Consider the following 17,537-nt stretch of genomic DNA (forward strand, 5'->3'; position numbering starts at 1 on the left):
AACCAGTTGGTAAGTGATACTAACAACACCAAAGCGGATGTTAAAAGCGTCCGCTCTTAAGATCCTTGAGACTGATGCCGTAAAACTCCTGGGCTTGTTTAATCGCTTTTTTGGTGTCATCTGCCATCACACCGTTCAGCTTACCTTTATAAAAACCCCGCTCTCGTAGACGCGTTTGGATTTCTAGGGTATTAAACTCGCTTTTGCTAGCAGTATTAACTGAGCTATATAACTTAGCTCGAGTTGTTGGGCCAGCAACGCCACTTGCTGCCAAGTAATTAGCGGCTTGGAATCTCCTTACAGCATCGGCAGTGTAGGGGCCATAGTAGCCATTTGGCTCTCCCTCTAAATATCCTGCCTGGATCAATTGTTCTTGAACAATTCTAACTGGCTCACCGCGATCGCCTACACGAAGTTTATCTCGATTGACTACCTTTTTGGGAGCCTCTTCTCCACTACCAATGCCAACTCCGGGCAATTTACCTAATGTTGCTGGGCCAACAACACCGTCAACGCTCAATTTATAAGCATCTTGGAACCGTTTGACAGCTTCTTCGGTAATTGGGCCAAATATTCCTGTGGCGTTCCCGTAATAAAAGCCCGCGACTCTTAAGCGTTCTTGTAAAGACCTGACATTTTCACCTTCATCCCCCTTAGCAAGGTAGTTGGGATTGCGGCGCTTGTTGGTGGCTGAACTAGTTGAACTAGTAGTGTTGGGCTTTTGGGCTTGTGTACTTACAACAGTAGCTTTTTTAGCTTGTGTAGTCGTAGTACTTGGCTTTTTAGCTTGCCAACTTTCTAATTTTTGCAGGGTGCTTGCTCCAACAATGCCGTCCACTGTTAAACCAGCGGCCTTTTGGAAGCGCCGCACAGCTTCTTGTGTGGATACGTCATATACTTGGGTAACAGAAGCTTGGTAAAAACCTGCTGTTTTTAACTTTTGTTGGAGATTTCTGACAGAAGGGCCTTGATCGCCTTTTTCCAGTGCCATAACGCTGCTCACAGCGCCAAGAATAGATAAGGACAGAGCAAGGGGCAACATATACTTCCAAGCCCTACCAGAAAGCCGTTTCCAGTCTGGCGCAGCTGCTTTGTTAAACAAAGAACTGAGGGATACCAATTCACTGGGTGTGCTGTCTTCGTAGGCGAAAGCTAGGTGCAAATACGCAAGATTTTCCATATTTGTTTCCTACACCATTGATTTTTCTTCGATAACTGCTTCAGCTTGATGTACTAGGTTCCTCAAAGCTTCTAATGTTCCTATATTTACATCCTCCCACAAATTGCGCTTGTGTGCTTCTAATAATCTTTCAGCAATATCACGCAGTGCATAAGGGTTCTTTTGCTGAATAAATTCTACAACAACTGGATCGAGTAAGTAAGCTTCTGCTATGCCTTGATACATATAATCTTCGACACATTTGGCTGTTGCATCATAGGCGAATAAAAAATCTACCGTCGCCGCCATTTCAAAGGCACCTTTGTATCCGTGGCGCATAACTCCTGCAATCCACTTGGGATTAACTACACGAGAACGATACACTCGTGCAATTTCTTCTTTCAATTGACGAACGCGTGGTTGGGCGGGTATGGAATTATCACCAAAATAAGTTTGGGGGTTTTTTCCCTGTAGAGAACGCACGGCTGCGGTTAAGCCACCCTGAAATTGGTAATAATCATCAGAATCGAGTAGGTCGTGTTCACGGTTATCTTGATTGTGCAGCACAACTTGCATTTGCGCCAAGCGTTGCTTGAAGGCTTCGGGATTGGGGATTGGGGATTGGGGATTGGGGATTGGGGATTGGGGATTGGGATGAATTTCTCCCCCTCTGCTCCCCTGCTCCCCTGCTCCCCTGCTCCCCTGCTCCTCTGCTCCCCTGCTCCCCTGCTCCCCTGCACCGCTTCCTGAAGAATAGGCGTAAGAACTCCAGTTGATGTAGGCGCGGGCTAAATCTTCGTCATCTGTCCAGTTTTGCGATTCGATTAAACCTTGAAGTCCGGCGCCGTAAGCACCTGGGCGAGAACCAAAGATGCGATAGCGCGATCGCACCACTGCTTCTTTTAAAGTTAATCCTTGGCTTGTCCACAAATCAGTTTCTTGGCGAACTGCATCGGCTAGAGGATTTTGTTCTGGCGGTTCATCTAAGTCTGCTACTGCTGATACTGCTTGATCGAATAAGTCAATTAAGTTGGGAAAAGCATCCCGGAAGAATCCCGAAATTCGCAAGGTGACATCTACACGGGGACGCCCCAAAATCGCTAGGGGCAAAATTTCAAAATCTACTACTCGCCGCGCTGCACCATCCCATACAGGTTGGACTCCTAGTAAAGCCAAGGCTTCGGCAATATCATCACCGCCAGTTCTCATGGTGGCAGTTCCCCACAATGATAAACCTAGTGTTTTGGGATATTCACCATGTTCTTGAGTGTAATATTCTACGAGGGTTTCAGCGGCTTTTCTGCCGATATCCCAAGCTGTCTCTGTGGGAATGGCGCGAATATCGACAGAATAAAAGTTTCTCCCGGTTGGTAGAACTTCGGGGCGGCCGCGGGTGGGTGCGCCAGATGGGGCACTTGGGACATAACCGCCATCTAGTCCGTGTAATAAATGGGTGATTTCTTCGGGGGTTTTTTGTAAGGCTGGGAGGAGGCGATCGCGTATCCAGTTAAGGACAATGGGGAGTGGGGAGTGGGGAGTGGGGAGTGGAAAGTTAGGAGTTAGGAGTGAGGAGTTAGGAGTTAGGAGTTGTTCTACTAGAAGGGCGGCGTGTTCTTCTAGGACTTCGACGATATCACCGAGGGTACGGCATTCTGTGCCATTGACTATTGAGTATTCACCACTAGGCATTGACAAATCGGCTGTGAGAGGGTCGAAATCTAGTCCCCAATCTTGAGCGATCGCACGGGTAATACCTGGAGAATGGCGATTGGGGATGCGAGCGATCGCTACTATTAAATCTCGTAACTGCCTTCCTTGGGGACATTGCCCAAAAATATGCAAGCCATCGCGGATTTGGGCTTCTTTTAATTCACACAGATAGCCACCGATGGAATTCAAAATTAAGGATTCAGACTTAAAAATTTCTGTTTCATTTTGGATTCCCAAATCTAGATGGAGATTTTCTTTGATTACCAGTTCGTGGATGCGATCGCGAATCACTGGCAAACGCGAAGGATCTAAACTGTCGGCTTCGTAATACTCATCAATTAAATTTTCTAACTGTTGCAAAGAACCGTAGAGTTCCGCACGAGTCATCGGTGGCGTGAGGTGATCTATAATTACCGCTTGAGCGCGACGTTTGGCTTGGGAACCTTCACCAGGATCGTTGACAATAAACGGGTACAGGTGGGGAAGTGCGCCGAAAGCTACTTCTGGATAACAATTACTCGATAAAGCCACACTTTTACCCGGTAGCCATTCTAGATTTCCGTGTTTCCCTACATGAACTACAGCATCAGCACCAAAAGTTTCTCTTACCCAATAGTAGAAAGCTAAATAAGCATGAGTTGGTTCTAAATCGGGTGCATGATAATTCAAACTGGGGTCATTATCATAACCCCTTGCTGGCTGAATTCCCACGAAGATGTTGCCGAGTTGAATTCCGGGAACGGGGATGGAGGCAGGGGGGCAGGGGGGCAGGGGGGCAGGGGAGGCAGGGAAGGCAGGGGAGGCAGGGGGGAATAATTCTTGATTGCTTCCCTGCTCTAAGTTTCCCCACCTTTCATTAATACCTTGCTGAACTGCTGGCGGTAATGAAGCGAAATATTCTTGGTATTCTTCCCAAGAAACACTTTGGTTTACCGGAAGTGATTCTCTACCTTCTGGATCGTTGGTTACGCCATCTGTGAGCCGTTGAATCAACTCGTCTCCTTGAGCAGGTGGATTTTCTACTTCATACCCAGCTTGATGTAAAGCTTGCAGGATTTCGACACAACTAGCTGGAGTGTCGAGTCCCACGCCATTGGCGAGGCGGCCATTGCGGTTGGGGTAGTTTGCCAGAATCAGGGCTATTCGCCGTTCTTGGGGTGGTTTGGAACGTAGACGCGCCCAATTTGCTGCTAGTTTAGCAACGAACTCAATGCGATCGCTCACTGGTTCATAAATTACCACATCTGTCTCTAAATGAGGATTGCGAGTTTGTAATGCTTTAAAAGACACAGCACGAGTAATAATCCGCCCATCTACTTCTGGTAGCGCCACATTCATCCCAATATCACGGGGAGAAAGCCCTTGAAACTGTGACTCCCACTGTTCAATTGATCCGCCACTGAGGATTACTTGCAACACAGGCACATCTAATTTTTCCCACAGTTCAGTTTGGGGTGTTTCACTTTCCAACCGTGCTAGAGAAAAACTGGTGGTATTTAGCAGTACAGCTATTGATTCGGCTTCTTTGGGTTGAAAAAATTCACTCAACTCAGCTTGAACATCAGGTTCACGCAATGAAGAAACAAACACTGGCACTGGTTGTAAATTTTTCTGTACCAAAGCTTCGCATAAAGCATCAATTACTTTAATATTCCCCGCTAAATAATGAGCGCGGTAGAAGAGGATGCCAATTTTGGGGATTGGGGATTGGGAAATTTGAGGTTCTGAGGTGGATGAACGGAGTTCCGAGGTGGATTCATCCAGTTCAAAGGTGGATGAACGGAGTTCCGAGGTGGATAAACGAAGTTCTAACTCTCCCTTACTCTTCTGCCCCTCTGCCCCTCTGCCCCCCTGCTCCCCTGCTCCCCACTCCCCACTCCCCACTCCCCACTCATACAATCCCACACGCGGAATCGGCTGGGGTGACGGGGGATTGTATGCAGTTGACAAACAACTGTCGGAGATAAATTGTAGAGCATTAACGAAATTTTCCACGCCGCCTTCGCTAAAATACTGCCATATCTGATTGACAATACCCAAAGGCACAGTAGACAGGGAAATTAAATCAGGATCAAAAGCATCGTCACCTGGCATTACAATGAGGGTTCTACCATTACGTTGCACAATTTCCTGCACTACTTCTAAGCCATAACTCCAGTAGGAACGTCCTCCTAACAGGCGCAAAATAATTACTTGGGCAAGTTCCAAAACTTGCTCTCCATAAGTGTCTACACTTAATTGTTGCTGCAACTGCAACAGGTTGGCGACTCTTAATGCAGGAAAATTTGCAGGTAATTTCGGAACCGAAGCTGCCAAAGTTTGAATATCGGTATCAGCGGCCGTAATCAAAACGAAAGGCGCTGGAGTTTGTTCTAAAAAAATTAAACCCTCTGACTGATTCCATCCACCCGATGTGCTACTTATACGATGCATAATCCTGTGTTACCGTTTTAAACTGGTGGTTAGTAAATAATCAAAGCAAACTTTTTTCCCTGCATTCTGCCCCCTCTTACCAAAATGATTGAAAATGCTTAGTTCTCCTGATTTGAGCTTTTCTCGAACCTTGCCTATTGTTGTATTTAATCAGCTTGGGGAGTTGTTGGAACAGATGGCTCAAACGGTGGGAAGTGCCGCTTTGGTACTGACAGAAGCTGTTTTGGTGCGGGTTTGTATACCCGTGGAGTGGCAAAGACAAAGGTTTACGCTAGTAGTTTCTGAGCAGTTTAGTGCGCTCTTAATAGGAAACTTTGAGGAGGAGCAGGGGAGCAGGGGAGCAGAGGAGCAGAGGAGCAGGGGAGCAGGGGAGCAGGGGAGCAGGGGAGCAGAGGGGCAGGAAATTTACTCAGCATTCAGCACTCCTAACTCCCCACTCAGCACTCAGCACGGGCTAAACACCCCGCTATCGCTAACAGCACTCAGCACTAAATTGACATTTAATTTAGAGGCGATCGCAACATTTGTCTACGAATTGAGAGATTTGTTTGAGTGCGATTCTTATACTCACCAAAATCTTGAACGCTATCAGCAAATTATTAGACCTAATGATGCCACGCTCCAAAGTCAATTTACGCTGTTGTTATTAGAATATCTCCTAACTCAGCCAAACCAAGAAATAATAGCACCTCCAAGCCCAATCGCGCCGGCAGTTTATATCTGTCAGCCAGTGGAAGATGCTTTAAAAAAACAGATTTCCCAAGAGCGGTTGTTAAATCAGGTAACAACACAGATCCGCAAAAGCCTAGATTTGCCAGTGATTATGGCAACGGCAATTACACAGGTGCGTGAGTTTCTGGAATTAGACAGATTAGTAATTTATAAATTTGAAGTTTCCAAAGTCAAGACTCAACAATACCAGTCTTCTACAGACGAGGTAAATGGAAAATGCTCAACTTCTATCTCAGTAAATAATCAACCCATACTAGAAGATTACCAACAGTATGGGGGTTATATTGTCTATGAAGCCCGTGCTACAGATGCTATTAGCTCGGTATTGAATTACACAGAAAAAAATTGCTTTATCCGAACCTCTCAATGTTGGGAGAAGTATCGCCAAGGTTTTACCTTAGCTGTGGACGATGTCGAAAAAACTTATGTTTTAGAAGAGTGTTTATTGCATTTTTTAAGGGAATGCCAAGTTAGGGCTAAGTTTGCTGCACCGATTATGTTTGAGGACAAACTGTGGGGATTGCTGATTGCTCATCAGTGCAATGAGCCACACCAGTGGACTGATAGTGAAAAAAACTTGCTAATGGCGATCGCAGAACAATTAGCGATAGCCATTCACCAAACCGAGTTAATGCAAACTCTCACCCAAGAAAAACAAACTCTCGAACAACGAGTTATTGAGCGCACAATGGCTCTGCGTGATGCCCTCCTCGCCGCCGAAGCTGCTAGCCGGATCAGAAGTGAATTTCTCGCTACTATCAGTCATGAATTGCTCACGCCTTTAACTTATGTTATTGGGATGTCTTCGACCTTATTACGTTGGCCCTTGGGTGAATTGAGTCAACGACAACGGGGTTATCTGCAAACCATCCACGATAGTGGAGAACATTTATTAGAAATGATTAACGACATCCTCGATTTATCACAAATCGAGGCTGGTAAAACAGCTTTAAATATTTCGGAATTTTCTTTGGTGAATGTTGCCGAAAGTGCTATGGAGTCACTGCGAAAAAAAGCAACAAGTGAGCAAATTAATCTTATACTTGATTTGCAAATCGATCCCAGGCGCGATCGCTTTACCGCCGATGCCAAACGAGTAGAACAAATTATCTGGAATCTGTTAACTAATGCCATTAAATTTACCCCTGAAAATGGCAGCGTCACCTTACGTCTTTGGGTGGAAGATGATACTGCTATTTTTCAAGTAGAAGACACTGGAATCGGTATTCCTGAAGAACAATTACCATTATTGTTTGAAAAATTTCAGCAACTAGATACACCCTATCGCCGCCGCTACGAAGGCACTGGACTGGGACTAGCTTTAACTAAACAACTGATAGAACTCCATCGCGGTCGAATTGAAGTAGAATCAACTGTCAGTATTGGCTCAATCTTCACTGTATGGATACCAACTCAGGCAATGAGAGTGGTGAGTTAGGAGTCAGGAGGCAGGGGGCAGGGGGCAGGAGGCAGAAGGTCTTACCTCAGTTAGATATTCAGAGGATGTTTTAAAAGTCCTCTGGTCGATAGCAAAACGTTTTAGATCCCCCTAAATCCCCCTTAAAAAGGGGGACTTTTAGAGATTTTGCCCCCCTTTTTAAGGCTACGGTGTATACACAAGTACTTCTCACCCCCTCTAACTCCCCCTTGCAAAGCTACCGTGTATACACAAGTCAAAAAAAGTTTGATTTTTTATTGTTCTATCGTTTATCTCGTTATCTCGTTCCCAGTCGGAGACTGGGAACGAGGAAAGTCTTATCAAGCTAGGTTTTTAGGACTTGTGTATACACGGTAGCTTTTTAAGGGGGGTTGGGGGGAGCAACAAGTGCCTAAAATTACTGCCAACCACTTTTAAAACATCCTCTCAGGACGGGTCTGAATAAAAGCCAAATTAAAAATTTGCTGGGATCTTAAACCCAATACAGTTCAGATAAGACCAAAAAACTTGTAGAGACGGCAATTTATCGCGTCTCAAAAACTTAAACCCTTATTCCCTAATGTCACAGTAGAAGCATTATTCCTCCTGTCCTCTACCTTTCTTGATAAAAAAAACGAGGAAGTGATACTTCCCCGCATTAGCAAAATCGCTACAGTTTAACTAATTTTGAATGTTGAACTTTCGGCTAAACGACACTAGCAGAAAAAACGAAATCATTTGCTGTGAGGCTAGTTGAAGTAATTCCCAACAATGAAGCTAACTCTGTATTTCCAGTTTTCACTAAGGTGTCACTACCCTGTTGCAATAGCGTTAGGGCACTAAACTGAGTAACGCCAATTCCACCCAAACCGATTTTATCAATGGCGATCGCAAAATCAGTCACGATGTTCTTGCTAGTTGGCAGACTGGCGTTAGCAATCCAGAACTGATCAGCACCAGCACCACCACTCAGGCGATTGCCGCCTCCTTGACCAGCAAATAAAATATCATCACCATCGCCACCAGATAGAGAGTCATCGACATTGGAGAAGAGTTTGTCATCTCCAGAACCACCGTAAAGACGGTTATTACTGCCGTTACTGGTGAGGGTGTCTTTACCTGAGCCACCGAAGGATAATTGACGAGAACCTTCAATTACTGTCAGGGTATCAGCACCGGCTGCCCCAAACAAATTATTACTACCACTGGCTTCAATTACGACAACAAGATCATCGCCATTACCACCATTGGCACTGGTATTTTGAGCCGGGCCATTTTGACCAATAAATATCTGATCGTCACCGTCTCCTGTGGACACTGAAGAGTCATTACCCACAAGCACCGTGTCATCCCCGTTCCCGGTTTGGATGGTGTTACCTTGAGTAGCCTCGACAAAATCTGCTCCATCACCTGTAAATAAGGTTTGATTTGGCGCGGCTGTAATATCATCGCTGTTTGTGGAGCCAAATTTAATTTCTTCAGCTTTTGGTTGACCTACACCAGGAGCAAGGTTGAGGGGATTCTCCAGCTTTAAGAGAATGATTTCGTTGTTGTCTATGACTGGATTCTGAGGATCATTTCCAGGACGACCTGTTGAAAAGGGATAGTTGTTGTCATTAGCTACCAAAATGGTGTTTTTGTCAACAACCAAAACATTTTCAATGGTTACAAACGGGAAGTCAAAGGTAGTTTTACCATCTCCATTCAGGTCGTTGGGGTCTTGAATATTCAACAAGTCTGCAACTTCTTCTTTGACTACATAGCCATTAGAGTCTGTTTTAGACAAGTCTATTTTGAAAATCTTTTTGAATTGAGCAGAAGTTCCTTGACCACCATCCCGCTCAACGACTAAGTATTCATTGTCATTGATGACTGCTAGATCACCGATCGCATACGCGGGATTTTCCAGCTTGTAGTAAAGTTTATTATCGGTGTACTTGCGGCTGGCAATATCAAATTCGTTAATCCGCAAAGCACCAGCAGGATCACCTTGAACCGTACCCTCTAGCAGCATATAGAGCTTGGTTTTGCTGGCGTTGATTGCTCCACCTTCAAAACCTTTAGAGCCACCCAAGTTAGCAAAGGCATCTCCTGAAAGAACATCGGGGTTTTGTGGCGATCGCACTAAGTTATTCTGAGGATCACTCAAGAAATCTCGAACTTTATCCCCTGTATCTGGGAAGTCTGTGAACAGTGCATCTACCCCTAATTGAAAGAATTGCTGAAATTCTAGTTCTGGATTCCCTTTGTAATCTGCTGCTAAATACAGGTCTTCATCGCGGAAGGTGTAAGGATGAACCTGTAAACCTGCATTGTGAGCATCTTGAACTAAAGTAGTGGGAGGTAACAGTGTTCTGTCAGCTTCATTTACAGTGCCGTCGTTGTTGATATCATCTGCCAAACCATCGTTATTAGCATCAGTGCCTTTAACACTGACAATTAACCGCTTCCAAGGGCCAATACCATCAGCATAGGTAGCGATTTCAGCCAAACCTTCTGGAGTCCGTAAATCACCATAAGTCCGAAGGTCGTTACTGACTTCAAAATCATAAGGCTGAGTCTCTATGATCTCACCGTTTAGCTCAATTCCCGCTGCATCGAAAAGTTGAACCAGGGGAATATCTACACCTGCCTCTGGCATAATGCGATCGTGGAGATCCTTGAGATTACCGACTTCAAAGGATTGGATGAAGATCCGACTGGGATCGGTGAAGTTCTCAGCCTTAAGTGTATCAATCAGGATTTCACTGATGTTTCTGTTAATTTTCTCCGTAGTGCCGACATAAGTAGCTTCTTCGGCAGAATAGGTGGGATGCTTAGTTTCGGGATAGATGCCAATCTTTTTACCTGTCTCGGCTTCTACTTCCTTAACCAAGTCGATGATTTCGGCGAGGGTAGGAATTTCAAATTGACCATTGAAGGATTGGTCACGGAAAGGTACACGCTGTATCGCTTTTAAAGTCTTGATTTCTTCTAAAGTGAAATCTTCAGCGAACCAACCAGTGATTTCAGTTCCATCTAGACTGACTGTTTTCTTGCGATCGGCAAACTGTGGATATTTGGTAATATCGTAAACGTCTGTGGTTGTATTGCTTAAATTAAGAGTGCCATCAGCATTCAAAATTGCCAAAGCAGGTTCATGACGAGCAATCAACACGCCATCTTTTGTAACTACTAAGTCAGGCTCAATAAAATCAGCACCGTCGGCAATTGCTTGTTTGTAAGCTTCTAGAGTATGTTCTGGAAGCTTTCCACTTGCACCTCTATGACCGATAACTAATGGTGCTTCTCCACCTAGAGTTTTGAAGAAATCAGGTGTAGCAATGGGAGCTTCTAACAGCTTACCAGCGGCATCAAAATGTAGTAGGTAGGGGCCAAACTCTTCTCCAATCCAAATTGTCCCGTCTTTATCAAAGACGAATGACTCTACATCCAAGTCTGCACCAGTTAGTAATCTATCGGTAGTTCCTTCATTAACTATTTGGAAAGGAATCTTGTTATTGGGATCAGATAGTTGAATGTAGTCTAAAACTTTAACAGTGCCATCTCCATTTTCTGTTCCCTTAAAACTTGGGTCTAGACGATGGATGCGTAACAGAAAGTCTTCACTATTATCTTTGCTGCCGTAACCATTATCTGACAGAAAGTATAAAGAGTTATTATTAGCAAACTGTACACCACTGAAGCCCTGTATTGGCTGTCCTGGGAAAGGCCCCGTTCTGCCATTGGCTGAAATTTCCTCACCAGAAACAGGCCCATCACCATAGGTATCAGCAGGTAAAGAGGCAAAGCCTACTAATTCAATTGCCATAATTAGAATGTTGGTTGGGTATTTGGATTTAACTGGTTCGCAAACTAATCAAGTTCTCTCATTGCATCACTTGTCGGAAAAACAAATCATATTCTCGTGCTAAAAACCGGAATTACGGGTAAATTTCAGAATTACAACACTACAGTTAGGGCAAGTCCGTTAAGTCCGATTTCGTCATTAACACTGAAAATAAATGCATTTACAAAAAATGTATTTTTTCAGAGTTATCGAAAGCTTGAGAAATGAGAATTTGATGTCAACTACTAATTGGTTTTAGTTAGTCATGAGTGTAGAAGACTGAGATACAGAATTGAAATCTGTCGATAGTAGTATGAGAGAACTTAGCTAGCAGTAAATATATTTTCATGAGAAGATTAAGAAAACAATAAGCTAACTAGAAGAAATGATTAATTGTAAGGACTTATAAATCAATAAGGTTCAGCTAATACCAATTTAATGTGAAGTTACACATATCTTGATCCCCCTAAATCCCCCTTAAAAAGGGGGACTTTGATGGATGTTTTTCCGGTTCCCCCCTTATTAAGGGGGGCTAGGGGGGATCGAATTCTATGCAGCTTCATAAAAAATTGGTATAAGGGTTATTGGTGTAGGTAATTGGTCTTTGAAGACGCGATAAATCGCGTCTCTACATGAGGGTTTTGTTGCTCATTCTCAACTGTATTGGCTTATAAATTCATGAAAATCTTTGCAACACATGAAATATTTAGATCCCCGACTTCTTTAAGAAGTCGGGGATCTTGTTGTTTAGAAATGATTTAGGATTGAGATAACGCTAGGCAACAAACTAAGCCACGACGCTAGGAGAGAAAACAAAGTCATTCGCAGTCAGGCTAGTTGAGATAATTCCTAGCAATGAAGCCAACTCAGTATTTCCTATTTTTACCAAAGTGTCATTACCCTGTTGCGACAACGTTAAACCACAAAATTGAGTTACGCCAACACCGCCAAGCCCAATTTTATCAATGCCGACTGTAAAATCAGTCACGATGTTATTACTAATTGGCAGACTACCATTAGCAATCCAGAATTGGTCAGCACCAGCCCCACCACTCAGACGATTACTACCTCCTTGACCGGCAAATAGCACATCATCGCGATCGCCACCAAATAGCGAATCATTGATATTGGAGAAAAGTTTGTCATCTCCAGAACCACCGGAGAGACGGTTATTGCTACCGCCACTGCTAAGGGTATCATTACCGGAACCACCGAATAATGATTGACGAGAACCTTCAATTACTGTGAGAGTATCATCACCAGCCCCACCAAACAAATTATTACTACCACTGGCTTCTATCACGACAATCAAATCATTACCGTTGCCACCATCAGCATTGGTATTTTTAGCCGGGCCATTTTGACCAATAAATATCTGATCATTACCCTCTCCCCCGAATACTGAAGAGTCACTCCCTGCAAGTACGGTGTCATCACCGTTCCCAGCCTCGATTGTGTTACCTTCAGTACCTTCTACAAAGTCTGCGCCGTCACCTGCACTAAAGAATTGTCCTGGCTCAAGATTGACGGTATCGCTGTTGCTAGAACCAAAACCGTTCGGGAAAGGAGGCTCTACAACTGTTAGGTTATTGGGTAATTCCAGAATGCCGAGTTTTTCAGCAGGCGTATTACCCGTAACGTTGAAGTCGTTGTCGTTAAGCAAGGCTAGAGTGTTGGGTGCTACCAGTGCCAGACCTTCTAATTTTTCTACTCCGGTGTAACCCAACTGAGCGGCATTAGCAATTAGGCTTTTGGTGACAGGGGTAATATTGGCGGTAGCTAACTCCGCAGAGGTAAGTTGTTCAATGGTTTTATCTGCTGGCAAGGTAAAGTTAGCAGGGTTGTTGATGTTGGTTGCCCCGGCTAAATCAATTTGGTAAATTAGTTTATTGCCAGCAGACGTACCATTGTCATCTCGCTCAATTACCGCAAATTTGCCGTTACCCAAGGAAACTGCATCGCCAATTTTATCAGTTGCCGGTAGACCTTCTAAGCGATATAAATACTCTCCTGTTACCTGCTTGGTGACAATATCAAACTCTAGAATTCTCAGGTTAAGAGAACTTCTGGAAGTTGCATCATTGGTGACATCTGGATTATCAATTGGACTTTGGATAAAGGCGTATAATTTACCACCTTCCAGGGCGACAGCTTCAAATCCTCGGTTATTGCGGCGTTGGGCATAAACTTCTGGCAATACCTCAGTGCCAAAAGTTCCGGCTGGTTGATCTGGGTTGGGTGCTGTGGCGGTTCCTTGAGGAATAAAGCGGTCAATCAGCTTACCATCAACATCAAAGTGATAAATTGCCGGGCGGTATTCATCTACTAGCCAGTAATCTCCATTTTCCGCAATTACAATTCCCTCTAAGTCAGCACCCAAAGGATCGTTAGCGAGAACATTATTGTCTAAGTCAACGGCAATTTCATCTGTGTAGGCTAAACCATTTGCTACTCCTTGCAAGTTAGGCAATCCAGTTAATGGCGTTGTCCCATCTTGACGGAATAGCCCCGTTCTCTTGGTAATATTGATTTCACCTGTGCTGCGGTTGAGTTCAAAGCTGACTATTTCTGGTTGGAAGTCGGGTAATAAAAATGGTCTGTTTACACCATCAGGTTCTCCATTGGGGCCCCGGTCTGTGTGGGTGACAAACTTCAGATTCCCATCTGCTGCAAACCCTTGGAAATACAACCCAGAGAAACCACCTAACAAAATATCTTGATTTTCAGAGGTTGTTCCTAACTTGGGTAGATTTTCAAATTCATAGATAGTCAGTTTGGGTTGGGCAACAGGATTGCGTGGATCGTAACTAGTGGTGTCAATAGTTAGAAAATTAGGGAAGGCATTGGCAATATTTTCCCAAGGCACTAGCTTGAAGTTAGAACTGATATTTTCCTCTTCACCTTCATCGCTGACTATTGTGGCAGGTTCATTAGAGCCATCTTGAGTGACAAATAAACCAAATGGAAAGTTAGGCCCCAGTGGCACGTTAATTACTTCTGCACCGTCTGACTCTTGTACGCTGTCAATTGGCCCATTGTTTCCAACGGCAAAGTTACCCACGTATTCGTTGTTACCTTCACGGGTGTAGGCAACAAAGGTATTGTCACCTTGGCTAGATGCTAATAAGTAGCCTGTACCATTTTTGCCGTAATAAATGGTCAGTCCTTCTACGTCATCGGTAAGGTTAGTACCGCCCAAATCTCTGACTTGATCAATTAGCTTGCCAGTTGTGCCGCCGTTTGGTTCTGCTTGGAACTTCCAGATACCGACATTTTCCTGGCCGATGTAGAGGAAACCAGTTTCCTGGTCTACTACCATACCCTCTGTTTGCGGATCGCGTCCCTCAATTGTCGGTACAGTAAATTCTCGGACTCGTTCAATGCCAATTTTGCCATTGCCTTTGTCAATCAGCTTAAATTGAGCGACATCTCCGGTTTCGCGGCGATTGGCAAAGACATAATAATCATTGGTGATTGGACTACGGTATAATGCCAGTCCGTAGGCACTCCGAGAAGATGAGGAATAAGGTTCTGCAAAAGGTAGTCCTTGGAAGAGAGTACCAAGACTGCTGTCGGTAATATCTTCCAGGTATTTACCGTCAGCGCCAGGGTTCGGGTTAATTTTGAAGATTGCTAGTTTATCATTGTTGCGATCGCTAGCTACGGCAATATCAACAGATTGATTGCCTAATTTAAAACCGTATTGCAGGTCAATGTTGTTGTAGCGAATACCACCGGGATTAATTGTCTCTAACAAATTACCAGACAAGTCATAAATCCGCAGTCCGCCATTTTTCACTGAGGTTAATACTAGGCTATCAGCAGAGTTTGTGGCATTGATATAGATTGCTGGATCATCAGCATCGGCACGTTGATTGACTGGAAGTGTTTCATCATCCAACAAATCGGGACGAGTTTCTACCGTGGGTGCAGCAGTGGGAACTAAGTCTGCATTCAAAGTGAGGATTTGGGTAAATTGGCTTTGGTTGAAGTTGTTATCACTTACCAGTACAATCGACTGGCTACCATCTGCTAATTTGGGGCCAAAGGTGATGCCTTCGATGTTATCTGTACCGTTAGGCAAATCCAGATCATTTAAATTCAACAGCAGGCGTTTTTGAGCAGGTTGGATAGCTTCTAGTTGCTCAGTACTCAGATTATTCAGAGAATCGTAGAAGCTAATATCTGTTGATCCTTGCAGGGAAACTTCGTAGATTTTGATAGTGTTGCCTACACCTTGGGCAAAGGAACGCTCTACCGCCAGCAAGGTTCCTCGGTTGTCGATCGCAAGTAAATCTACTAAACCATTGTCAGCAAAGCCTGTGCTAGGGTTGGGCACATCCCCAATCGCATCCGTAATATAAAGATATTCTTTTTCTGGTTGTCCACTAAGCAGATTGTATTGCAGAATTCGGGAACGGCTGCCGCTGCTGAGTGAAGCCCTTAATCCATCTTGAGAAAGTGCGTTTTCGGTGGCGGTGAATAGGGTTTTCTGGTTGGGTGTGATGGTGAGGCTTTCAAATCCCAAATTATTGTAAACACCTGATGTCTGCGTGTCACCTAAATCGACAAGACCGTTGCCGTTGGTATCTTCAACTACTGGTAGGAATTTGCTGGGGACAAATAGCGATCGCAGTTCTTGCCCTGTTGTCAGCGAAAATTCCTTAATAAAGGGATCGCTAACTCGACCTGCACCAGGATTAACTTCACCTTCAGAAGAGATGAAAACAGTCTCATTGTTGGTTAAAGCAATGCCTTCTGAGTCAATGCTAAATGTTGCAAATAAGTTGTTATTAATATCTCTCAGAGGTGTGACATTGGTAAAAGTCACCTCAGTATCAGCAGTGAAAGTATAGAAGCGGGCGGGGCCAAATTGCGAGCGATCGTCTGAAATAGCGTAGTAGCGGTTATTTGCAGCATCGTAAGTGACACCAGATAGTCCTCCCAGTGGAGTCTGTACCCCATTCACAGTACCCGCCACACCAGCAGGAATAAAGCCAGTAACAAAGGTAGTTTCTGCCACAAATCCTGCGCGAGGAATAGTTTTACCTGGTTTATTTGGGCCAGTTTGCACATCTGCAAACACCAAGCGATGGTCAGAACTGGGGAAGGGAAAAGTACCTACCAAGGGGAATGTCGGGTCAGTATTTAGAGGCCAAAATACTCCTGAGTTGGCAATTGTCAGGTCAGCGGAGGGCAACACATAGTCAGTCCGCAGATTTCCGGGAGCATTATCAGCAAAGTCTGCGGTATCAAAGCTAGGATTACCCTTTTGGCTAGCGTTAGCACCACCCTGCAAATCTGATTGTTGCGGGCCACCCAGACTGCTAGGGATGACATTAGTATTGATATTGGGATTTTGCAACAGTTGGCGAATAGCGTTGTCAAAACTATCACCATCTAACGGGTCAGCATTTTGATCACCCACAATTACAAAGCTTGACCCAGCAGCAATACCGCCCGTTTTGCCCTGATCATCATAGATGTAATTACCTTTACCAGGGGTGATATAGTCTGCCCAAAAGCGAATCTCGTCGTGATTACGCTTACCGTTGCGGTCTTCTGGCCCATCAAAGGTTGGGGGTGTGGGGTGGCTGGCGAGGATGTGAATTGTCTCGCCGTTCACCTGAATGGGTACATCCCAATGACTCTTGGAGGAAAGACGCACAACTTCGAGTTCCTCGGCAGAATACCAATCCTTTGCCTGTGGTGTTGCGGGGTCGTCGGGAAGCAAGGCATTGGGCATATCCTTCCAAAGAAAGTTTTGAAAGGTGCGGATATTGGCGGTATCGATGGGATATTTGGACAGCAGCAACATCCCATATTGACCAGGGAAATTCCCGAATCCGAAAGCATCATCGCCATCTCCTACTGTACCGTCGTTGTTCAAGTCAAATCCAGAAGCAATACCCGTATTGGAAGGAGCGATGTAGAAGTAGGGGTAGTCAACGGGAGTTGTACCGTTTTGGCTAATGGCTAGATAATTTTGCTGGAATAGTTGAACTGCTTCCGGGGAGTAGTCAAACTCGTTAATTAGTAGCACATCTGGGTTATTGCGCTGGATGATTTCTGCAACCGCCTTTGCCTGAGCATTATCGGGGGTAGATAAATCACTTAATAACTGATCTTCAGCGTTCCGATTCAAAGAAGCATTGAACTGGGAAAAGCGAATTGTGCTTGTAGTTACCATAGTTGAATTCTCTGGTAGATTCCAGACATGAGACTGCTTTGAAAATTGGGAGTGCGGAATGTGGGCA

5 protein-coding genes are annotated in these 17,537 nt (G+C 44.5%); 1 reads left to right on the forward strand and 4 read right to left on the reverse strand.

The genetic code is table 11. The features are described from left to right. Positions 1-40: 40 nt before the first annotated feature. Both ACWATR_RS12790 and cobN read right to left on the reverse strand, forming a co-directional pair. Entirely contained in the window at positions 41-1,180 is a 1,140-nt protein-coding gene (locus ACWATR_RS12790) for a peptidoglycan-binding domain-containing protein (RefSeq protein ID WP_460332708.1), read from the reverse strand. Between the two features lie 9 nt (positions 1,181-1,189). Further along, a complete protein-coding gene (cobN, locus tag ACWATR_RS12795) occupies positions 1,190-5,302 on the reverse strand; it encodes a cobaltochelatase subunit CobN (protein WP_460332710.1) in 4,113 nt (1,370 codons plus the stop codon). Between the two features lie 94 nt (positions 5,303-5,396). Between cobN and ACWATR_RS12800 the strand changes: the two genes are divergently transcribed. After that, positions 5,397-7,472 carry a GAF domain-containing sensor histidine kinase gene (locus ACWATR_RS12800; protein WP_460332712.1) on the forward strand — a complete coding sequence of 692 codons (2,076 nt, stop codon included), beginning with the start codon at positions 5,397-5,399 and terminating at the stop codon, positions 7,470-7,472. A 685-nt stretch (positions 7,473-8,157) separates the two neighbouring features. Here the strand turns inward: ACWATR_RS12800 and ACWATR_RS12805 are convergent. After that, positions 8,158-11,265 carry an esterase-like activity of phytase family protein gene (locus ACWATR_RS12805; RefSeq protein WP_460340379.1) on the reverse strand — a complete coding sequence of 1,036 codons (3,108 nt, stop codon included), beginning with the start codon at positions 11,263-11,265 and terminating at the stop codon, positions 8,158-8,160. 802 nt (positions 11,266-12,067) lie between these two features. After that, a complete protein-coding gene (locus ACWATR_RS12810) occupies positions 12,068-17,470 on the reverse strand; it encodes a phytase (protein ID WP_460332714.1) in 5,403 nt (1,800 codons plus the stop codon). Positions 17,471-17,537 lie beyond the last annotated feature (67 nt).

Source organism: Nostoc sp. UIC 10890 (genome assembly GCF_054786515.1).